The sequence below is a fragment of the Saliphagus sp. GCM10025317 genome (assembly GCF_042663665.1).
Lineage (GTDB): Archaea > Halobacteriota > Halobacteria > Halobacteriales > Natrialbaceae > Natronosalvus.
In genome coordinates this window covers 316,403-336,482 of sequence record NZ_JBHTAQ010000005.1, presented here as the reverse complement: position 1 = coordinate 336,482, position 20,080 = coordinate 316,403, and the positions used below count along the sequence as shown (strand labels likewise).

General features: G+C 63.4%; 20 protein-coding genes and 2 tRNA genes. 12 read left to right on the top strand and 10 right to left on the bottom strand.

The genetic code is table 11. The annotated features are described in order from the left end of the window. Window positions 1-1,065, bottom strand: a complete 1,065-nt coding sequence (locus ACFQS4_RS03820) for a DUF7972 family membrane protein (RefSeq protein WP_497902372.1) — start codon at window positions 1,063-1,065, stop codon at window positions 1-3. Between the two features lie 252 nt (window positions 1,066-1,317). Between ACFQS4_RS03820 and ACFQS4_RS03815 the strand changes: the two genes are divergently transcribed. Beyond that, the gene (locus ACFQS4_RS03815; RefSeq protein WP_497902371.1) at window positions 1,318-1,974 is read left to right on the top strand and encodes an FxLYD domain-containing protein; all 657 of its coding nucleotides are present in this window, start codon (window positions 1,318-1,320) and stop codon (window positions 1,972-1,974) included. Between the two features lie 276 nt (window positions 1,975-2,250). On the opposite strand, the gene ACFQS4_RS03810 is transcribed toward ACFQS4_RS03815, so the two are convergent. Next, window positions 2,251-3,090 carry a PspA/IM30 family protein gene (locus ACFQS4_RS03810; RefSeq protein ID WP_497902370.1) on the bottom strand — a complete coding sequence of 280 codons (840 nt, stop codon included), beginning with the start codon at window positions 3,088-3,090 and terminating at the stop codon, window positions 2,251-2,253. Between the two features lie 141 nt (window positions 3,091-3,231). Between ACFQS4_RS03810 and ACFQS4_RS03805 the strand changes: the two genes are divergently transcribed. The 3 genes from ACFQS4_RS03805 (at window position 3,232) to ACFQS4_RS03795 (ending at window position 5,057) form a co-directional block, all read left to right on the top strand. After that, window positions 3,232-3,609 carry a dihydroneopterin aldolase family protein gene (locus ACFQS4_RS03805; RefSeq protein WP_497903139.1) on the top strand — a complete coding sequence of 126 codons (378 nt, stop codon included), beginning with the start codon at window positions 3,232-3,234 and terminating at the stop codon, window positions 3,607-3,609. A 207-nt stretch (window positions 3,610-3,816) separates the two neighbouring features. Further along, complete coding sequence (locus ACFQS4_RS03800; RefSeq protein WP_497902369.1) at window positions 3,817-4,347, top strand: hypothetical protein; 531 nt, start codon at window positions 3,817-3,819, stop codon at window positions 4,345-4,347. A 269-nt stretch (window positions 4,348-4,616) separates the two neighbouring features. After that, window positions 4,617-5,057 carry a DUF5790 family protein gene (locus tag ACFQS4_RS03795; RefSeq protein ID WP_497902368.1) on the top strand — a complete coding sequence of 147 codons (441 nt, stop codon included), beginning with the start codon at window positions 4,617-4,619 and terminating at the stop codon, window positions 5,055-5,057. Window positions 5,058-5,115: 58 nt separating this feature from the next. On the opposite strand, the gene ACFQS4_RS03790 is transcribed toward ACFQS4_RS03795, so the two are convergent. Beyond that, window positions 5,116-5,853, bottom strand: a complete 738-nt coding sequence (locus ACFQS4_RS03790; protein ID WP_497902367.1) for a creatininase family protein — start codon at window positions 5,851-5,853, stop codon at window positions 5,116-5,118. A 129-nt stretch (window positions 5,854-5,982) separates the two neighbouring features. On the opposite strand from ACFQS4_RS03790, the gene ACFQS4_RS03785 reads away from it, so the two are divergent. Further along, window positions 5,983-6,327, top strand: coding sequence for a DUF5789 family protein (locus tag ACFQS4_RS03785; protein ID WP_497902366.1), 345 nt, complete (start codon window positions 5,983-5,985; stop codon window positions 6,325-6,327). A 9-nt stretch (window positions 6,328-6,336) separates the two neighbouring features. Here ACFQS4_RS03785 and ACFQS4_RS03780 read toward each other — a convergent pair whose 3' ends face one another. Both ACFQS4_RS03780 and ACFQS4_RS03775 read right to left on the bottom strand, forming a co-directional pair. Further along, on the bottom strand, window positions 6,337-8,265 hold the full coding sequence (locus tag ACFQS4_RS03780) for an ABC transporter ATP-binding protein (RefSeq protein ID WP_497902365.1): 1,929 nt from the start codon (window positions 8,263-8,265) through the stop codon (window positions 6,337-6,339). Window positions 8,266-8,426: 161 nt separating this feature from the next. Further along, window positions 8,427-8,927 carry a DUF192 domain-containing protein gene (locus ACFQS4_RS03775; RefSeq protein WP_497902364.1) on the bottom strand — a complete coding sequence of 167 codons (501 nt, stop codon included), beginning with the start codon at window positions 8,925-8,927 and terminating at the stop codon, window positions 8,427-8,429. Window positions 8,928-8,990: 63 nt separating this feature from the next. On the opposite strand from ACFQS4_RS03775, the gene ACFQS4_RS03770 reads away from it, so the two are divergent. Continuing rightward, window positions 8,991-9,064: transfer RNA gene (locus tag ACFQS4_RS03770), tRNA-Val, on the top strand. A gap of 441 nt (window positions 9,065-9,505) precedes the next feature. On the opposite strand, the gene ACFQS4_RS03765 is transcribed toward ACFQS4_RS03770, so the two are convergent. Next, window positions 9,506-9,943, bottom strand: a complete 438-nt coding sequence (locus tag ACFQS4_RS03765) for a DUF7344 domain-containing protein (RefSeq protein WP_497902363.1) — start codon at window positions 9,941-9,943, stop codon at window positions 9,506-9,508. A gap of 450 nt (window positions 9,944-10,393) precedes the next feature. Beyond that, the gene (locus tag ACFQS4_RS03760; protein ID WP_497902362.1) at window positions 10,394-11,251 is read right to left on the bottom strand and encodes a DUF502 domain-containing protein; all 858 of its coding nucleotides are present in this window, start codon (window positions 11,249-11,251) and stop codon (window positions 10,394-10,396) included. 123 nt (window positions 11,252-11,374) lie between these two features. Here ACFQS4_RS03760 and ACFQS4_RS03755 point away from each other — a divergent pair. From ACFQS4_RS03755 to ACFQS4_RS03745, 3 genes are all read left to right on the top strand, one after another. Continuing rightward, window positions 11,375-11,448: transfer RNA gene (locus ACFQS4_RS03755), tRNA-Phe, on the top strand. A 282-nt stretch (window positions 11,449-11,730) separates the two neighbouring features. Beyond that, window positions 11,731-12,591: an aldo/keto reductase gene (locus ACFQS4_RS03750; RefSeq protein ID WP_497902361.1), complete on the top strand. Its 861-nt coding sequence runs from the start codon at window positions 11,731-11,733 to the stop codon at window positions 12,589-12,591. 512 nt (window positions 12,592-13,103) lie between these two features. Beyond that, window positions 13,104-13,955 carry a hypothetical protein gene (locus ACFQS4_RS03745; protein WP_497902360.1) on the top strand — a complete coding sequence of 284 codons (852 nt, stop codon included), beginning with the start codon at window positions 13,104-13,106 and terminating at the stop codon, window positions 13,953-13,955. 333 nt (window positions 13,956-14,288) lie between these two features. On the opposite strand, the gene ACFQS4_RS03740 is transcribed toward ACFQS4_RS03745, so the two are convergent. Continuing rightward, the gene (locus ACFQS4_RS03740) at window positions 14,289-14,741 is read right to left on the bottom strand and encodes an RDD family protein (RefSeq protein ID WP_497902359.1); all 453 of its coding nucleotides are present in this window, start codon (window positions 14,739-14,741) and stop codon (window positions 14,289-14,291) included. A 324-nt stretch (window positions 14,742-15,065) separates the two neighbouring features. Here ACFQS4_RS03740 and ACFQS4_RS03735 point away from each other — a divergent pair, with 324 nt between their 5' ends. Then, on the top strand, window positions 15,066-15,647 hold the full coding sequence (locus ACFQS4_RS03735; RefSeq protein WP_497902358.1) for an OB-like fold-containing membrane protein: 582 nt from the start codon (window positions 15,066-15,068) through the stop codon (window positions 15,645-15,647). After that, window positions 15,640-16,158 carry a metal-dependent hydrolase gene (locus ACFQS4_RS03730; protein ID WP_497902357.1) on the top strand — a complete coding sequence of 173 codons (519 nt, stop codon included), beginning with the start codon at window positions 15,640-15,642 and terminating at the stop codon, window positions 16,156-16,158. The genes ACFQS4_RS03735 and ACFQS4_RS03730 overlap by 8 nt, the downstream gene beginning before the upstream one ends. On the opposite strand, the gene ACFQS4_RS03725 is transcribed toward ACFQS4_RS03730, so the two are convergent. Further along, entirely contained in the window at window positions 16,070-17,575 is a 1,506-nt protein-coding gene (locus tag ACFQS4_RS03725) for a PQQ-dependent sugar dehydrogenase (RefSeq protein WP_497902356.1), read from the bottom strand. The two genes, ACFQS4_RS03730 and ACFQS4_RS03725, sit on opposite strands and share 89 nt — an antisense overlap. 147 nt (window positions 17,576-17,722) lie before the next feature. Further along, window positions 17,723-19,042: a DUF2238 domain-containing protein gene (locus tag ACFQS4_RS03720; protein WP_497902355.1), complete on the bottom strand. Its 1,320-nt coding sequence runs from the start codon at window positions 19,040-19,042 to the stop codon at window positions 17,723-17,725. A 358-nt stretch (window positions 19,043-19,400) separates the two neighbouring features. Here ACFQS4_RS03720 and ACFQS4_RS03715 point away from each other — a divergent pair, with 358 nt between their 5' ends. Further along, window positions 19,401-19,943 (top strand): hypothetical protein, encoded by a 543-nt coding sequence (locus ACFQS4_RS03715; RefSeq protein WP_497902354.1) that lies wholly within the window; start codon window positions 19,401-19,403, stop codon window positions 19,941-19,943. Window positions 19,944-20,080 lie beyond the last annotated feature (137 nt).

Sequence of the window (20,080 nt, the reverse complement as noted above, 5' to 3'; positions counted from 1 at the left end):
TCACCGGGAGTCCGGTTCGGGTTCGGGTTCGGGTTCGGGTGCACGTCGATCCGGCGTCGATTCCGACTCGGACTCGAGAACCAGCGGTCCGATAGAGACCGTCCGCCGCGTGATCGTCGCCGTCCGAAGAATGTACGTCGTCAGCAACGCGAGCGGCACGAAGACCACGGCGAGGAGGCCGCTCACCACCCACGGAAGCGCTGGCAAGGCGATGACCGCCCCCGTCCGACCGGCGTACAGAAACCCGATCAACAACGCCGACGTGATCGCCGGAACCCCGGTCAGGATCGTGAGCTGTGAAAAGCGGGTCAGCTCTCGTTGAAGGTACGTCGTTTTGATGTGTTCGCGGGCGACCGTGAACAACTCGAGATCCGCAACGATCTGGTCGAGAGCCTCTCGAGCCGGTCGCGAGAGCGCTCCCTCGTGACGTTGCCCGAGTCGCTTGGCAGTGTAGAGGTGTCTCGAGACGTCGTACTTTACGGCGACCGACACCGCGTCGAACGTTTCGGTACCCGGCCCCGAGAGAATTTCCAGGGCGCGTTCCGTGCTCGATTCGACGGCTCGGACGTGTCGCCGAACGTCCTCCTGGGTATCGCCTTCGAGGGTGTCCGTCTCGTCCTCGAGGGCAGTCGCTCCCTCGTGAATGGACGCGAACAGTTCCTCGAGAATGCGAGCCGGCGACGCCGGGGCGACCGGATCACCGATCGTCTTCGCGACCTCGGACCTGAAAGATTCGACGCCCTCGAGTCTGTCCTCCGCCGCTCCGGCGGACGTAAACTCCTGTGAGAGGATCAGCTGGTTGATCGAGACGACGAGCGTGACCAGCGAGAACGTCCCGGCGACCATCCCGCTGGCCAGTCGGGTGATCGAGTTGGCATTGGCGAACGAGATGACGCCAAGCCAGTCCAGTCCCAGAAAGAACACGAACGTGCCGACCGAAATACACGCGGCGACGAGCAGCCGGTCGCCGTCCACGAGCACCCATCGCTGGAAGCGGTCGAAAACGTTCGGGCGTCGTCTCGAGGCCGATGCCTCGTCGGCTGTGCTCGTCTCGTCACCGACCATAGTCGGCGTTCACCGGCCACGAGCAAAAGCGTCGTCGTTGCAAACGGATGTCGTGATCGATCGACGGCTAAAGCCGTGGGCTTCCGCCTCGAGAGCTATGTGAGTGATCGATGCCCGCAAACGTGATCTCGGGGGACTGGCGGCACCCATCTGGGAATCGCCTCGAGCGCCAGTCGAGGTCGTCCTGAGGTCTACACCCGTTCAGGTGCATGCCACAGACTAAACCCGGTTGGCATCGACGTGAAACGTGCGATGGCGACTAGCGACCAGGACGGAGAGCGAACGAACTCGACGTCGGCGAGGAGCACGTATAGCACGGACAGTCCAGACGACGAGCGATCGCACGGCCAGCACCCGGACTGGCGGGACCCACCGACCGGAGGAAGGGAGGCGCCCGAATCCTTGACGACCCGCCGTGAGGCCCTCGCTGCCGTCGGATCGGTCGGCGGACTGGCGATCGCCGGGTGCCTCGGAACGGGAACGACCCCGTCCTACGGCGGGGCGGACGACGAGCAGGGAGCGGAGACGGAGCGCGTCCCCGTCGACGTGGACGGCGAGGGTCGAACGGCCGAGGAAATGACCGCCGCCGCGGCACTCGCCGACGACGGCCCCGCCGATGGCGTCTCGCCGCTCGACGCGATCACCCTCGTCGATCACGAGTTCGTCCTGGAAGACGGTTACCAGGGCTCGACCGTCCAGGGAACGCTCGAGAACGCGGGTAACGATCGGCTGGCACTCGTCGAGATCCGCGTCCGGGTCTACGACGACGCCGACAACCTGCTCGGCACCTACTTCAAGCACACGAGCGACCTCGATGCCGGCGACACGTGGGCGTTTACCGCGTACGTCCTCGTGTCACCAGCTGACATCGCGGCGTACGACATTGCCGCGCTCGGGACGCCCACCTGACGAGGGGAGCGGCCGTACGCTCTGTCGCCCGCCGCTTCGCTCTCGGTACGTTCCACGCCACCGCCGAGAACGCTTCCTCGCTCGCTACGCGAGCGTCTATTTACGACCCTCGCTCGAGGGTTGTGGCGCTCGCTCGAGGCGAACACGACGACTATGTAGCAGTACCGGCGCCCGGTCCCTCGACTCCGCAACCGCCGTTGGTATCCGGGCGAACTCGAAACAACTCGATCGGAGCCAGTCAACGCGACCAGGCAACTCGAGGAACGGCGCTCGCGATCAGTTCTCCTCTTCTTCTTTGAGTTCGGCCAGTTCCGATTCGACCTCGGCGTCGTTCACGTCGGCCTCGGCGTCGGCCTCAGTTTCGGTTTCGACCTCCGCCTCCAGGTCCGCTGTGTCCGCCTCGGATTCCGTCGCCTCCTCGCCGCCCATCTCGGCCTTGAGCGTCTCGAGTTCGGCGTCGACGCCGCTGTCGGTCGACAGGGACTCGAGTTCGCGGTCGATGCTGTCCTTGTCCGAGAGGACGTCCTCGAACGCGCCCGACTCGTGGAGTTCGTCCATCGCGGCGGCACGAGCCTCCATGTCCTCGGTCTTCTCCTCGGCGCGCTCGATCGCCCGGCCGACGTCCTCGAACTCCTCTCCCGTGGCGGTCATCGCCTCCGAGACCGTGGAACTCGCCTCGGCGGCCTCGTACCGGGCCTTCATCGTCTCCTTCTTCGTGCGGAACTCCTCGATGCGCCCCTGGAGTTCGTCTTTCTGCTCGATCAGCCGGTCCTGCTGGTTCTGCAGGTCCGAGACCTGGCGCTCGAGTTCCTCGATCTGGTTCATCTTGGCCTTCTTTTTCTCGAGGGCCTTCCGAGCGAGGTCCTCACGGCCCTGCTGGACCGCCGTTCGAGCCTGCCCGTTGTGTTTCTCGACGTTCTCCTCGAGGCGGCGTTTCTGCATCTCGAGGCGCTTTTTCTGCGTCGTCAGGTCGGCGATGCCGCGTTTGACCTGCTGGAGCTGGTCGCGCATCTGTTCGTAGGAGTAATCGAGCGTCTGCGTCGGATCCTCCGAGCGGTCGAGGATCGCGTTGAGCTTCGACCGGATGATGTACGACGTCCGAGAGAGGATACCCATACGTACTACGTGTCGCTCCCGACTCTTAAAAACTTCACATCGGTTACTCTTCGTGTGAATCTCGAGAGAGTCGCCAATTACGGCGCTCCGCTCGTCGTCGCGGACCGCAACGACCACGAGTCCGGAAGCGAAAGTGGACCTATGCCCACCGACGAATCCGACAGCCAGAGCACGGCCCCAACGGACGCCCAGCAGGCCTGCTTCGAGGCCGGCATCAAGTTCGGCTCGCTCTACCACCAGTTCGCCGGCACGCCCATCAGCCTCGAGAGCGCCGACAGCCTCGCGCGAGCGATGGAGGAAGCGATCGAGAACCAGCCCCACTGCACCGACGTGACCGTTGACGTGCAGAGGGACACCCTCGAGGCCGCGCTCGAGGAGGGAGCCGCCGAATACACGGAACTCACGGGTCGGTTCCTCGAGGTCGAAATCGACGTCGCCTACGAGGGCGTCGAAGTCGTCACCAGGATGGCAATGGAGGACGGCTACCCGTTGATGGCCCTCGAGTCGGTGCGTCGGTGAGTCTCGAGTCGGCGCATTTCGAGCGGATGGGCCTCGGCTCAATACGTTTCGAGCGGACGCACCTCGAGTCGATGAACAGATAACGCGTCCGATCGCTATAGACCCGTTAAATCCTGTGAACGGTCCCAAACGAGGAGAACGGTCGCGAACCCCGCGGACGATGGTCGGCGTTTTTTACCCACACCGTGGTCGCCATCGACTGCAGTCATGTATCCAGACGAATTCGGTCGTTCGACGCTCGACCCGCGAATGGTGCAGCGAGTGACGAAGCTGGGACTCGCCTCGGCCGCGGTGGTCGTCGTGCTGTGGGTAGCGACGCTGTTGCCAGGTGCGGGCTGGCTCGTCCCCGGGACCCCGCTCACCGTCGCCGCCCTCGTGAGCGCCATCGCGACGCTCGCCGTCGTCGGGCTCCTCCTGTTGCTCGCCCCGGCGCTGGCCGATCTCGTGAAGACGGGACTGCAGGACGCTCCCGAGGTCGCCGAGCGCGTCGCGTCCGTAACCCGGGTCGCGACCGTCCTCGCGGCCGTCCTCGTCGCCCATCGAGGACTGGCCGCGGCGGTCACGCCGCTGCTGGGTGGGTTCGGGTGGCTGTACGACGTGGTCTTCCTCCTCCTGGCGCTGCCGCTGCTCGTCGCCCTCGCGGTCGTCCTCTACGGTTCGTTCGAGCCGGCGGCCGACCTCTTCGCGACGAAACTGGTCGGTTCGCACGACGAGCGGTCGGGCCTCGAGTCATCGTAGCGTCTCGAGGCGGCTCAGTATCGGCGTCACGACGGCCGATCTGACGTGCCATACCGGCCAATCGCACGAGCCACCCCGGTCAACTGCACGTACCACCCGGCCGATCGCAGAGCCACCCCAACTAACCGCACGACCCACCCCGGGTATCGACGCCGGTGTCAACCGTTTCGAAACCGGGACGCCATTTTCCCTCGAGAGCCCTCGTTCACCGGATGTTCACTTTCACTTTCGGGCTATCTTTTAACCCCGGTGCCCGTGAAGTGGGCGCCATGAGCCAAGCCTCACTGGACGACGACGAACTGTTCGGGGAAGCCGCCTCCGAGATGCGCTCGGACGTCGAATCCTCCCTCGCGGACGCCTGGGACGCCCTCCCCGACGCCGAGGATATCTGGGAGACCGACGCCGAGAACGTCCTCGGCGTGCTCAACGGCCTCAAGTCCGCCCTCGACGTCGGCGACGCCGAGGACCACCTCCGCGACGCCAAGAAGTGGTACACGATGGGCGAACGCGCCGACGCGTTCGAGGATGCCGACGACCTCGAGGAAGAGATCGCCGACCTTGAGGAGGCCCTCGAGAACATCACCGACGCAGGCGATCAGGTCGGCGAACTCACGGCGACGATTCCGGCGCTTCGGGGAACGCTCGAGGATGCGGGGAGCGAGGAGGCTGACGACGAAGACGAGGACGAAGCAGAAGAAGACGACGAATAACCCGACACCAGTCCACGTCCGAAACCCGAACCTCGAAACTCGACAGCTACTACCGACGCTACCGTCGGTCGGGACCCGACACGTCCCGCTCCGCAACCGCCTCGAGCAATCGCTCGAGGGCCGCCGTGGCTAACTCGAGCAGTTCCGCGCCCAGTTTTTCGTCGCCCGCCGTCGGATCGCCGACGACCCCGTTCTCGGTGAACTCAGCCGAATCGACCGCCAGGTTCGCGTAACTAACCCATTCGCCCCAGCGCTCGGCGGCGCCAGCCTTCGCGTCCTCGAGTCGGTCCTCGCGGACGAGGTCGGGATAGCACTGGCGCAAGAGCGCCGTCTCCAGGGGCCCGCCGTGACCCATCTCGCTCGCGTGCTCGCCCACGGCCTCGAACCAGGTGAACGGGACCGCGTACGCGTCGTCGTGGCGGGTGATCGTCGCCGCGACCTCTCGCAGCGCGTCGACGTTCCCGCCGTGGCCGTTCACGATCACGACGCGGTCGAACCCGTGGTGGGCGAGGCTCGCGACGGACTCACGAACGTACGCCCGGAAGGTGTCGGGCGATACCCACATCGTCCCCGGGAAGTGGCGGTGCTCCTCGGCGACGCCGACCGGAATCGCCGGTGCCCGGATCACTTCCCGGTCGATTCGCTCGAGTGCAGCGTCTGCGACGGCTTCGGCAGTGAATACGTCCGTCCCGAGCGGCGCGTGGGGGCCGTGCTGTTCAGTGCTTCCGACCGGGAGGACGACAAGGTCGGTCTCGCAGTCGGCAACGTCGGTCCAGGTGGCCTCCTCGAGGTGCATGGTCGCCACGAGGAGCGGTCGGGCCTTGTAGCCACCGCAACGTACGCATCGCGCTCTCCCACCAGCCCTTCAACGAACCACGCGATGGCAGGGAAAACTGGTTTCCCGCACGGTGGTGGACAGTCACCCATGAGCGAAGATTCCCGCGAACTCGGCATCGAACTGGGGGCGCTCCAAGACGAACTCAAGGACCACGACTACCCCGTTTCACAGGACGAACTGCTCGAGAATCACGGAGACGTCGAACTCGAGATGGGCGAGGAGACTGCGACGCTCGAGGAACTCATCGAACCGCTGAACGAGGACGAGTACCAGTCCTACGAGGAGGTCGAACAGGCCGTCATGAACATGGTCGGCGACGAGGCGATCGGACGGAAAAATTACAGCGACCGGACGCCCCCGGCGCCCGGCGAGGAGCGACAGAAGGACAACCCCTCTGGTGAGGACGTCCAGTCCGAAGACGAATCCTTCTAACGCGACCGCTCAATCCCCGCCGCGACGCGCCTGCGTCCGTGCCGTCCGCTTCTGGGCACGCTCGATGAACTCCTGGGGGAGTTCGTCGATCTCTCCCGCCTGCACGCCCCAGAGGTGGGCGTACAGTCCGTCATTTTCGATCAACTCGTCGTGGGAACCCCGTTCGACGATTTCGCCGCCCTCGAGGACGACGATCTGGTCGGCGTCCTTGATCGTCGAGAGGCGGTGAGCGATGGCGAATGTCGTCCGCTCTTCCGTGAGGTGATCGATCGACCGCTGGATGAGCATCTCGGTCTCGGTGTCGACGTCGCTCGTCGCCTCGTCCAGGATGAGGATCTCGGGATCTTTGAGGATCGCTCGCGCGATACACAGCCGCTGGCGCTGCCCGCCGGAGAGTTTGACGCCACGCTCGCCGACCATCGTATCGTAGCCGTCGGGCAGGTTCTGGATGAAGTCGTGTGCCTCGGCAGCTTTCGCGGCCTCGACGATCTCCTCCTCGCTGGCGTCGAAGGTTCCGTAGGTGACGTTCTCCTCGACGGTCCCGTAGAAGAGGTACGACTGCTGGCCGACGTACCCCATCGACTGGCGTAAGCTGGGAAGGGAGACCTCGCGGATGTCCTGGCCGTCGATCCGGATGGCCCCGTCGTCGACGTCGTGGAGGCGCAACAGGAGTTTGAGGACGGTCGACTTCCCGGCCCCGGTCGGACCAACGAGAGCGATGGTCTCGCCGCCAGGGACGTCGAACGAGATGTCGTCCACGATGACCTCCTCATCGCCGTAGCTGAACGTCACGTCGTCGTACTCGACGCGGCCCTCGTCGATCTCGAGGTCGGGCGCGTGGACGTCGGTCTCGATGCGCCCCTGTTCGTCCATCAGCCCGAAGATGCGTTCGGCGGACGCCTCCGCGCGCTGGTACATGTTGATGATCTGTCCGAACTGGGCCATCGGCCAGACGAGCTGCTGGGTGAGCAGGATGAACGTCGCGAACTCGCCGACGCCGAGTTCTCCGGAGAAGGGGCCCGGCGCGCCGTTGAATACCCAGTAACCGCCCACGAGGAACGTCAGAACGAACCCGATACCCGAGATAATCTGGAGACCGGGGAAGAACTTGATCCGGATGGTAATCGCCCCCCAGTTCGTGTCGTAGTACTTCCGGGAGACGTCCTCGACGCGCCCAGATTCGTAGTTCTCGGTATTGTCGGCCTTGATCACCTGGATGCCCCCGAGGTTGTTCTCGAGGCGAGAGTTGACCTCCCCGACGCTCGAGCGCACCGCGGCGTACTTCGGCTGGATCTTCTTGACGAAGATGTACGTGAAGACGGCGATCAGGGGCACGGGGGCCATCGAGACGAGGGCCAGTTGCGGATTGATCGTCAGCAGCACCGCAGCGATTCCGAGGACCATCACCCCGAGCCGGAACGCCGAGTTGAGCCCGTCGTTGAGAAATCGCTCGAGCTGGTTGACGTCGTTCGAGAGAATGGACATCATCTCGCCGGTTTGCTTGTCGGCGAAGAACTCCATGTCGAGACGCTGCATCTTGTCGTAGGTGTCCGTTCGCACGTCGTGCTGGATGTCCTGTGCGAACGCGTTGAACCCCCAGTTGCGAAGCCAGTGAAACGCCGCGCCGATCGTAAACGAGAGCGCAATAATGACGACCGTCAGGGTGAACTGATCGGCCTGTTCGGTCGGCAACCACTCGCTCGGAACGAACCGTAGGTTGAAGGGGCGGTCCTGCAGAAATATCGCGTCGATCGCCAGTCCGAGCAAAATCGGTGGAATCAGATCGAGCAAACGGGCGAAAACGCTCGCGGTAATCCCGGACGTAACTGAGAACCAGTACGGCCGGCCATACTCGAACACCAGACGTTGCATGGGATTGTCGATCTTCTCCCGTTGTTCCTCGAACGGGTCGTCTTCATCCCAATCAGCACTACTCATTGCACTGGCTGAGTGGACGGTCAGCAATAAACGTTGCCTACGAATCGAAATATATCCCGGCCGCAACCAGTTAGCTCCGGAACGTGTTGCCGGAAGACAGCGTTCACGTTCGAGGCAATCCTTCGTTACCGCCGATTTTGCGTGTCGAAAACGCGAGCGCGTCAGTCCTCGAGGTCGATCTCGACCTCGTCACCGACCTCGAGATTCGACTCGTTGGCCGTTCCTCGTGGAACTTCGAGGACCCACTTCGCCTCGCCGGAGTACCGGAGGTCCTCGCCGTCCTCGCCGGCCTCTGGCGCTCGAGCGTGGTGAATTGCAGTGATCTCGCGGTCGGCCCCGATGAAGATGATGTCGATGTCGAAGTCCATCTCGCGCATGACGAAGGTGCGGTCGTCCTCGTCGCTGTAGACGAACAGCATTCCCGTGCTGTTCTCGAGGGAATCGTGTTCGCTGAGGCCGGTGTAGCGCTGTTCGTAGGTGTCGGCCACCTCGACGTCGACGGCGAGTTTGGTAGTCCCGTCCTCGTCCACGACGCGCACGTCGCCGCTGTCGTGTGTCCACGGCGCGGGGAGAATCGAGAGCTGGACGAGCCCGTAGCCGACCGCGAGCACGACGACCACGACGACGAGCGCAGACCAGACGCGCCTGTAGGACTGTCGCATTCGGATTCGTCTTCGACTCGAGAAAGTAAAGGTTATTCGCACGGGCCCGCTCTGGTCGGATACGGGCTCGTGGTCTAGCTGGTTATGACGCGGCCTTTACAAGGCCGAGGTCGGTGGTTCGAACCCGCCCGAGCCCACTACTCCTGCTGCTCACGGATTGTTCGCAGCAGGATTGTGACGGGAGGGCGGTTCGAACGAGAGAAGTCGCAGCGCTCGAGCGAACGCGAGAGCGACCGTCTTCGCGTTGTTCGAACCCGCTCGAGCCCATCTTAGCGACCACCAATACCGCGAGCCACAGAACGACCTTCGTGCGGCGGTACGAACGACACATCCCGTGAGAACGCACACCTCGAGCAACGGCAAAATCCAACACGTAAGCGATCTCCGTTACCGGCCGGGAGTCACTTGAGTAGAGGATGGACGTCGAGACCACGCACGAGAAAGCGACGAACGGATCGAAGCGACTCGAGTTCGATTCGTCTCCAGGCCCAGGAGAATCACCGAAGCGGCGCGAGAAAGAACGTCCTACTCCAGAACTCCCCTCGAGAGGCCGCTCTGGACGCCGGAACCACGCACAGTCAGGACTTGAGCCGCTGGCGAAGCGACCCGAGCAACCCGTCGCCACGTTCGACCTCGAGCGCGTCGTGGAGCCGCGAGTTCTCGGGTTCGTCCTTGATCACCACCCTGAGATACGGCTCGAGCTGTTCGAAGTTGTCGGCGAGGATGACCGTGTGGTTGTCCTCGTCGTGGTCAACCACACCGGCGTCGGCAAGTTTCGGGACGTGGCACTGAACCGACGAGACGTACACGCTCTTGTACTCGTTTTTCGCGACCTCGTCGGGGTGCACGTCGTGCTCCCAGCCAGCGACTTCTTCGGCCAGTTTCGATAACTCGATGGGCTCCGTGCGGCCGCGAAGCGCGTAGAGGAGGTATCGACGACGACGGTTGGCGAGCAACTCGAGAATCACGTCCGCTGTGAGCTGCTCGTCTGCCTCACTCGAGGGAAGCGCTTCCATACCATATCATAAGCGAGCGGCGCTGAAAAGGGTGTCTTGAATATCCGAAATTCCAACATACGCCGGCGTAATGGTCGACTATCGGGTTCGATGACTCTACCGACACTCGAGGGGTCGAACGCTCGAGCGGTGGGGTGACGAAATTGGCCGGTTCGGCCATCAGCGATCCGGTCGCTACACGAGCGACCGGAGTAACCGCAGCGGAAACGTGATGATCGCGATGACGAGGCTAATCGCTTCCCGGACGAACGAGCGAAGGGTGCCAAGCATTGCTATTGCGCGTACCACGGCCCTCGACCTACGAACGAGGGTTGTGTGTGCAAGGTGTTCAGGTCCCTCCGGCGTCCTCACGTCGTCGATTCTCAGAGGGGGCGAACGTCGACGATCCATTGCAATTGTCGCCGAATACGGGGATGACCACCAGCGCAGTGGCACCGATTTTGCCATCAGTTATCGCGATTCGTCGGCGGAGTCGGCATCGGCGGAGTCGGCGTCGGTGGTAATCGCATCTTGGAGCCGATCGATGTCCGTGACCTTCTCGAGGTCGCCCATGGTAACCGGGGTCGGGTCGCTGGCGGATTCACCAGTAGCGACGCCGCTCGTGAGGATGCTCCGGACGCCCTCCTCAATCGTCATGTCGATGTCCATAACGCGGCTTTTCGGGACGTGCGTCAGGAACCCGCCGGTGACCGGATTCGGCGCGAGTGGGATGAACAGCGTGACCATCTCGTCGTGGCCGGTCACGTTCGCGATCGTCTCCGGCGACGTGCTCGTCTCGAACCCAATCACGTAGATGTCGTCGTCGAAACACTGGACGAGTTTGATCTCCTGGAAGTTCTCCGCCTCGTTGTCGAGCATGACGTCGCCCATGCGACGAAAGCTCTTGTAGACGGTTCCGAACCCGGGAATAGCGGCGATTGCGAGGTCGACCATCTCGATGGCTCGCTCGCCGTAGCGGTGGCGGCCGATCGAGCCGACGACGATGACGATTCCCAGCAAGAGCGCGAGGGTGATTAGTTCCGTGAGAAAGCCGATGAGATAGGGGTAGAGCCCCATCTGGACGAGCGCACCGACGAGTTCCGTGCGCCGGAACCAGTCGATGATCCCGAACCACTGGAGGAGTTCGATGAACGGAACCAGCGCGTTGGTGATGAACTCGAGGACGATCTGCAAAACGTAGAGAGTGATGACGAGCGGAACGATGATCGCGATGCCAGTCATCAATACGTCGAGCGTTCCTTCGTAGAGGGACTTGCCGGCTTCTCTGGGAGAGGCCGGAGCCCCATCGGGCGAGTCTGGAATCGCCATTGCGTTTCGAAAGAATAGCTCGGTGAAAGATGTTGTCGTTCGTAACGGCTATCCAACTCCCTCCGCCGTCGCTCGAGCGGCATTCGAAATCCTTTTTTATATCATCGCCGGAGGTAGGAGTGAGCCGCCTTAGCTCAGACTGGGAGAGCACTCGACTGAAGATCGAGCTGTCCCCGGTTCAAATCCGGGAGGCGGCACTTTTGTGACGCACAAGACGGCGAGCGTAGCGAGCCGTCCGTACGGAGCAGAAGTGCGACCCGACTGGATTTGAACCCTGGAAGTCGCAGCGCTCGAGCGAAGCGAGAGCGACCGTCTTCCTTCGGTTCAAATCCGGGAGGCGGCATGGCTTTTTCACTCGTATCAGAAGCAATTCTCGCTCGAGCAGCCCCGAGTTCGGCAGTTCATGACACAATCCCGGCGCCGAGAACACGGCAAATGACCGCCCAACGGTTATCCCGCCGTGGACCAGAGACACCGACGTGAGTAGTGACTCGATCGCAAACGAGAGCGATACGTTCGAGATTGGCGATACGACCGTCCACCGCCTCGGGTTCGGAGCGATGCGTCTCTGCGGCGACGACATCATTGGCCCGCCGGCGGACGAGGAGGCCGCCCGCGACGTCGTCCAGCGCGCCGTCGACTGCGGCGTCGACTTCATCGATACGGCGGACTCTTACGGCCCCGGCGTCAGCGAGCGACTCGTCGGTGAGGTACTCGGCGACCGCGACGACGTACTCGTCGCGACCAAAGCGGGGCTGCTCCGCAACCGCGAGGGCGACTGGATCGCCCACGGTGATCCGGATTACGTTCGCAACCAGGTGCTCACGTCGCTCGATCGACTGAGGGCCGACGCCATCGACCTCTACCAGTTCCATCGACCGGACGACGACACGCCGTTCGAAGACTCCGTGGCGGCCTTCGCCGAACTCAAAGACGAGGGGCTCGTTCGCGAGGTCGGCCTCAGTAACATCTCCACGGAACAGCTCGACCAGGCCCGCGAACAGGTCGAGGTCGCCACCGTCCAGAACCGATACAACGTGAACGACCGCTCGTCGGCGGACGTCATCGAGGTCTGTGTCGAGAACGACATCGGGTTCATCCCGTGGGCGCCGATCGACGGCGACGACCTCGAGGCACACGGCGACCTCCTCGACGAAATCGCGGCCGAGCACGATGCCACGCGGCGCCATGTCGCACTGGCGTGGTTGCTCGAGCGGGCCGACGTCATCCTGCCGATTCCCGGCACGTCGGACCCGGATCACGTCGAGTCGAACGTCGCGGCCTCGCAGCTCTCGCTCGCGGACGACGAAATCCAGCGACTGACCGAGGTGGCCGGTTGAGGGCTCGAGGAGTTCTGGCGGAACGGCTGCTGGCGAGCGTCCGGCCACGACAGTGACTGGCGCGTCTCTGGATACCGAAATCCGCCATTGGGTGACGGGCCGTCGGTTGCCGAAGACGACGTCATCGAGGCCGGGGCGGGGTACGGGGCCGCCGGCCACTCCCTCGAATCGAACGCGCGCCAGCTGGTCGACACAGATGACGTCTCGAGTTCGGTCAGGTCTCTCGGGCCGGGGAGACGGACAGTTTCGATAATGGATCGTTTTGTGAGATGAAATCATCAGAGACACCGCGTAGAGCGGCTCTCTATTGGCGATACGGCCAGTTGATAGATCGGAAAACGAGCGGGAAGTAGTGAAATTCATGCCGTGCAACGGTATGTCGATTCCTTAATTCTCCGATAGTAAATACTCAAAATCTGATAGCAAGAGGTACGTCCTCACGATGTGGGGGACGATGCGGCTCGTATCGGCAAACAGGAACTCACAGACGAACCCTACGTTCAACACAACTCATGACTGACGAACCCAAGCAACGCCGAACGGTCCTGAAAGCGCTCGCGGCATCGGGTACGATTGCTGCCATCGGCGGCGTAACGAACGCACAGATCAACGGCGACGACGAGAACGAGACCGACGAAGATTACGACGAGGACGGCGAGACGATCGAGGACGGCGAAGAGGTCGACGAAGAGGAAAGCGATAGCGATAGCGACGATACTGGCGACGGCGACGAAGAAACGACTGACGACACGACAACTGGCGACGCGACACTGTCCGTCGACTCCTCGAAGCCGGGTGCGACGACGACGTACACGTTCCGCGTGACGGTCGGCGACGATACCGACGGGGATTCCCTGAACGACCTGGTCTGTGACCTGGAGGGAACCGGCGTCGGGTTGTTCAACGTCAACGACGCGAAGGTAGACGTCACACACAACGGCGATAGCGTCGTCGACGACCTGGACGAGATCGCCGCCGACGACAGCAAGACTGTCGCGCTCAACTTCGGCGGCAGCTACTCGCTCGAGGCGGGCGACCGGATCTGTGTCACGGTCGAGTGCGTCGTGAACCCCGACGAGGAGGGGACCTACGAGGCGTCTGTTATCGTGAACAGCCAGAGTGCGGCCGAGACGTACTCGGTGTCGGTTACGATCGGCGACGAGTGTCCTGACGACGACGAGGGAGATTCCGGTGGCGATAGCGACGACGGAGACGACGATGACAGCGACGATAGCGGTGACGACGACAGCGACGACGCCAACGAAGACTACGACGAGGACGGCGAGACGATCGAAGGCGGCGAAGAGGTAGACGAAGACGACGATGACGACGATAGCGATGACGACGACAACGACAGCGACTAATCCATTCTAGCTCGAGCGGACGATCGGACGGTAACCGAAGAACGCACGCCGTCGCCGCGACCGATGACGGAGGTGGCGAACCTGAAACCGCCGGAATCGAGCGGCGCATGGCTTTGCTCACCAGTTTTTTGACGAGCGTACGGAAGACGCTATCTGAACCCACCCACGGTTCGAAGACCGCTTGGTCTCCCAACGCTCGAGAATCCTCGCCCGGTAGGTGGAGTAGGTGCAAACTCCGTTCTGCGTCGAGAAAGAAAACGATCACCAAAGGTGGCTCTCGACACTCGGTTGAGGCGGACTACGTTCGACGCGCGATCACGCCGATAACCGCGCTTAATCGGCCCCGACGACGACTGTCTTGGCTGCGAGATCTCCAATACGCTGGTGGTCGCCCGTCGCGTACGCTGAAATCACGCCGACGACGTAAAGCACTGGAAGGACGTCGATTATTCGCAGAAGATTTCGCAGTACCGCCGCCGTCCACGTGCACCGCGTACCGTCTTTTCTGACGACGACGATGCCTCGAGCGCGCTTGCCGATCGTCTGTCCGAAGTACCCCTCGAACGAGGTTTGATAGAGCACCAGCACGACCGGTGCGCCGAACTGTAAGGAGACCAAGAGTCCACCAAAACCACCGAGTGGCCCGTCGAGAAATACCGTTCCGGCGACGTAGCCGAGGATTCCGACGATCACCGCGACGAGAATCCCATCGATGAGAAGCGCTTCGAACCGTCTGTCTAACACGCCGACCCGCTCGTTCATATCAGGTGATGGATATCTATCCATACTGTACCGATCCTACGTATATTATTTAAATATTATGGCAGCGCCCGGTTTCAAGAATGCAGACGGACCGGTACGGAGCGCCCGACCAGGGTCGCCCGGTTCCGAGAGATGGCGTTCGCACCAAGTTCACTCCCCGGCGGAATACGGTCGGTTCACATCGATAGCGCTGGGCCGTTCTGCTCAGTTCGTATTTTCAACGGGGTTACGTCGTTTCCACCGTCCTCTCGTTTCGTTCCACCGTTCACCCCTCGTCGCGAATCCTGCGAAAAGCGCTGAGAGGGACGGAGGGAAGACACTTATCGACGCTCGAGCGAAATGGGTACCATGGCAGAGCTACACGGCCAGCCCGGTCGCGTTCTCGCCGGGCTCGTTCTCCTCGCCCTCCTGGTCGGTTGTTTGCTCGTAGCGGGTACGACGTCCGACGAACTCCTGGAAAGTGAGTCACCAGACCAGATGGACGTGCGCCAGGACCGGGCGGCCTACGTCGGCGAGCAGGTCGTTATCGGCGGCTTCGTCGTCGAAACCGACCCGGTCGTCGTCGCGACGCTCGCCAGCGGTCACGGCCGCTTCACGCTCGTCGACGTCGACGACCGGGTCCTGGACGCCGACGAGCCGCTCGAGGTGAACGACCGCGTGAACGCGTTCGGACGCCTCGAGGACGAATCGACCCTCGTGGTCGAGCGGGCGGTGACGCGCAAATCGTCCGACAACGGTTACCTGTATAGCGTTTCGGTGGTGGGCGGGCTTTGGATCGTTGGCCGACTCGTTCGGCAGTGGCGTTTCGACCCGGCGGCGATCGCGTTCGTACCGCGAGGAAACTCGTCCGACGCGCAATCGTCGGACGGCCATCACGAGCACGAGCAAACCGCCCGACTCGTTGGGGACGACGGTGATCACCGTGGCTGATCTGCTCACGCACCTGCTGGTCGGGTACAGCATCGGAACGCTCCTCTCGTTTCGATACGAGCGGCTCCGTCCGGCACACGTCTCGCTCGTCATGGTCGGCGCCGCGAGCCCGGATCTGAACCGGATCGAACTGGTCGTTTCGGACGGGTTCGTCGCGCGCGTGTTCGGACTCCCGTTTTCGTGGGAGCCGTTGCACACCCTTGTCGGATCCGCGCTCGTGACCGGCCTTCTCGTCCTGCTAGTGACGCCGGAGCAGCGCAAATGGGCCGTCGCGCTGGTGGCCGTCGGCGTCGTTTCACACCACGTTCTCGACCTGCTGCTGATCACTCCGGCGGGTCAGTCCTACGCCGTCTTCTGGCCGATCCTCGAGTACCGGGTTCCGTCTGGGGATCTCTATCAGAGTACCGACCGGTGGCCGGCACTCACGTCCGGGTCGTGTGCTGCACTCCTGTGGGCGGTTCGTCGGCGCCGCGACAGTGCCGCTTCGGAGTCGGAGACGCCACCCGACTGAGGTGTCGGTACGCGCACGATTCGAGACGTGGTCGGCCGCCGTGAGAGGGGTCGGGCGTGGCTCGAGGCGACGAGAGCCGAGGAAACCGGCGGGGAGGCCGATTACGCGGCCGGGACGATCCGAAAGAGTCCACCGCCTTCGGATCCCGTCCCCAGCACGTATACCTCGCCGTCCTCGTCACGGCCGAACGAGAGCGCTCGCGTGAGTTTCTCCGCGTCGGCGATCTCGAGGGCGGCGGTCGGCCACAGTCCGTCGGCGTCAGTGTCGGCGTCGTCGGGGAGACCGGCGACGAACAACCGGCCCTCGGGGATGAAATCGCCGAAGACGTAGCGTCTGTCGAGTTCTGGCAGCGTCGACCCGCGGTAGACGTAGCCGCCAACAACCGAGACACCGCTGATCGGGTCGCCTTCGTGTGGTATTCGACGATGGGGTCGCGAAGCGGTTCGCCGCCCCGGACGTCATCCGGCGTTCGATCCGGGCAGTCGTCCGTTTTGTAGCAGTGGGTCCCCTCTTTGACGTTCCAGCCGTAGTTACCGCCCTTCTCGACGAGGTTCACCTCCTCGAACCGGTTCTGGCCGACGTCCGCGACGTAGAGGTCCTCCCCGTCGAACGACAGGCGCCAGGGGTTCCGGAATCCCCACGCGTAGTGCTCGTCGAGTCCATCTCGTCCGACGAGCGGGTTGTCTTCCGGGACGACGTAGCCCTGATCGCCCGTCCGGGTATCGACGTCGAGACGCAGAACGCTCCCCAGCAAGTTCTCGGTCACGTCCTGCCCATTCCCGCCGCCTGGACCGTCGTACCAGACATCCTCGGGGGATTCGCCGCTGTCACCGACCGAGACGTAGAGATACCCGTCGGGGCCGAACGCGAGGTCGCCGCCGTTGTGGAGGTCTCTCGGCTGCGGAATCTCGAGAATCGATCGTTCCGAGTCGCTCCGCGCTCGCGTCCCGTTCTCGGTCACCTCGAACGCGGCCAGGACGAACGTGTGGCTGTAGTCCTCGGGCATCCCCTCCCGGAGCGGCGCGCTGTACCGGACGAACAGCCGACGGTCGTCCGGGAAGTCCGGGTGTAGCGCAATCCCGAGCAACCCTTTCTCTCCCTCTGTCTCGACCGTGTCGCGGAGGTCGAGAAAGAGCTCGTCCTGCAAACCGCTCGGCCCGTGACGCAGAACGCGACCGTCGCGCTCGGCGATGTACCGCTGGTCGGTGCCGGAGACGAACGCGACGGCGAGCGGCGCGTCCAGTCCACCGACCGTCGTCTGGAGACCGAGCGCGTCCGGTAACTGGGCGGTCGCGTCGAGTGTCGTGCTCGATCCGGGCGATTCGGTAGCGGACGGTGATGCACATCCGGCGATTCCAGTCGCCGCACAGATGGCTGCACCCGTGAGGAATTCGCGTCTGGCAGTGAGGGGACCCATAGAACGTTCGTACGGTTTCGAGGGAGAAATACGCCTATTCGAGAGACGATGAACTAAATGGCCACTTGACTGTTAGCAAATCCGACTGATAGCGACTTCGATCAGATAAGTCGGCGCGAGACAGCCGGGCAATTTCGGTCGGTCCGATCATCGTTCCGTTTCCCGCCCCGAGCCCCCTGACTCGAGGCGGTCGGCGAGCCGATACGAGACATCGGTGAGATACACCCACCCCCAGGCAGCGACGAGGACGGCGCCGACGAGGTCGTAGAACAGGTCCCCGACCGTGTCGGTGATCCCGTGCTGGGCGAGGATCACCTCGTAGCCCGACCACCCGCCGACCAGGCCGAGGGCGAACTCCATGAGTTCCCAGACGACGCCGAACGCCAGGACGAAGATGAGGATGAAGACGAACAGCATCCGATTGGGCAGGTACACCGAGTCCGTGTGGAGGTCGATCGCTCGAACGACGGCGTAACCCGTGCCGGCGACGATAGACGCCGAGAGGGCGTGCGTCAGGCTGTCCCACTGCCCGAGAAGCCCGTAGAGCCCCGCCGATCCGAGCGCGTGGAGCAAGACCGCTCCCGTGATCCAGACCACGAGTTCCGGCTCGAGCGGCGTGCGGTAGTTTCGCTCGAGGATCGCCGGGAGGGTGGTGATCGCGAGGGCAATGCCCGCGTTGGCGATGGTCGTCACATCGCGCGCGAAGAGACCGTAGAGGAGAACGGCAACCAGGGCCGCCTGGAGGAGCCAGGCCACGCTCCTGACCGTCCGTTCGGGGACGTCGAATCGACCTCGAATCAGCGACGGCGTGCTGTCGGGTTCCTCGTCACGACCGGGGCTCGAGCGGTCGTCTGGCGCTCCAGAGGAGTCCCCATCGCCCGACAGCGGCGACGCCTGCACCGGGTATCGATTGAACAGGACGCCGGCGAGCAATCCGGCGACCGCGGCGTAGACGAAGTCCATCATCATCGCGTGGTTGGCCGCGTCCTCGGAGCGCCCGGTGAGAATGTACGACGTCTCGAGCATAACGTCGGAGAGCCAGAGCACGACGTTCCAGGTCGCGGCGACCGCGAGCGTCGTGAGGACGACCAGTGCAGTCGCGAACGTGTGAGTCATCCGAACGGCCGTGAATCGGTCGATTTCGGCGACGGCCACGAGCGCGACGGCGGCGACGGCGACGTACGTGGCGATCGACGTCAGAAACGTCTCCTCGAGAACCGTCGCGTCGACGACGGGAATCGCGACGAGTACCAGCAGTTCCCAGGACGGCATCGCGAACGGGTTCCGGCGCGCCGCGGCGGGCAGGAGGACGATCACGATTGCGAGTCCCGTGAAGACGAACCACCGGTACGACGACTCGAGGGCGTGAACGGTGGCGAGTACGGCGAGGAGGCCGACGACGAGCCAGCCGATCGCCGCGTTTCGACGAGAGGCCTCTGAGGGGTCGCCGGATCGATTCTCCTGCATAGCACTCCGTACGTGACCGACCGACAAAACGTCGCATCCGGAATAGTATGTGTGGTCGTCTGGCGACTCGGTACGCCTACGCTGTTTGTACCGGATCGGTTCGGTGTACCGACATCGCCGGGCGCGCTGGCGTCGTCGTTCCTCTGATTGCAGGAAGTGGGCGTACGACCGCTCGAGGGACACCGTCGGTGGATCGTCTCGATTGAAGTAAAATCCGAACGAGCCTCGAGCGGCACCCACCCTGGCGGAAGACGGCATCCTCGCAGCCACGTCTCGACGGGACACCTCGACATCTTCCGGAGTCAAAATTGTCACTGTAAGGGTCTCCTGCCATCCGTCTCGAGCCCCAATAGGGAGCATGAAGCTCGCACATGTCACGCTCTTCGAGGACTTCGGCACCCGTTCGGTCACGATTCACGGGCTCATGGTCGTCGCGTTCGTCAACACGGTCCTGGCTGGCCTGTTCCTCGAGGGACAGGTGGGGCTCGTTTCGTTCGTCGCGCTCCTCAACGTCACCGCCGGGTTGTGGGTCGCCCACTCGATTCACTCGCTCGGCAACGTCGCGGCCGGCGACGAGTACAACGGCGTCCTGAACGAGCTTTTCGAGGTCGGGGACAGTGACTCAGGCCAGGGATTCGACACCGGCCGATTCGGTCGGCTGCTCGGACTGATCGCGGTGGTGACGGCCGTCTCCTTGCTGACGTCGGCGCAGGCCCTCTCGGGAACGGTGCTCTCGATCGCCGTCGTCGCCCTCGGCGGGATCGCACTCGTGACCGCGATTATCGGCTTCCTCATCGCACTCGGGGCGTCCTACGACGGTGCCCAGCGGCAGACGGCCGCGAACGTGGAACGGTACGCGGAGACGACTGACGTCGACGGTGGACGAACCACCGACCAGTGAGACCCCCCGTGTCGCGTGGTCGGGTACCACAGATGCAGAGTTGAGACGAGAGTGCTCATGTTCCACGTCACGTTCCACGCATTGTTCTCGCCCGTGTACGGCGCTCGAGACAACCCCCTCGGTGAAATGCTCGTCGT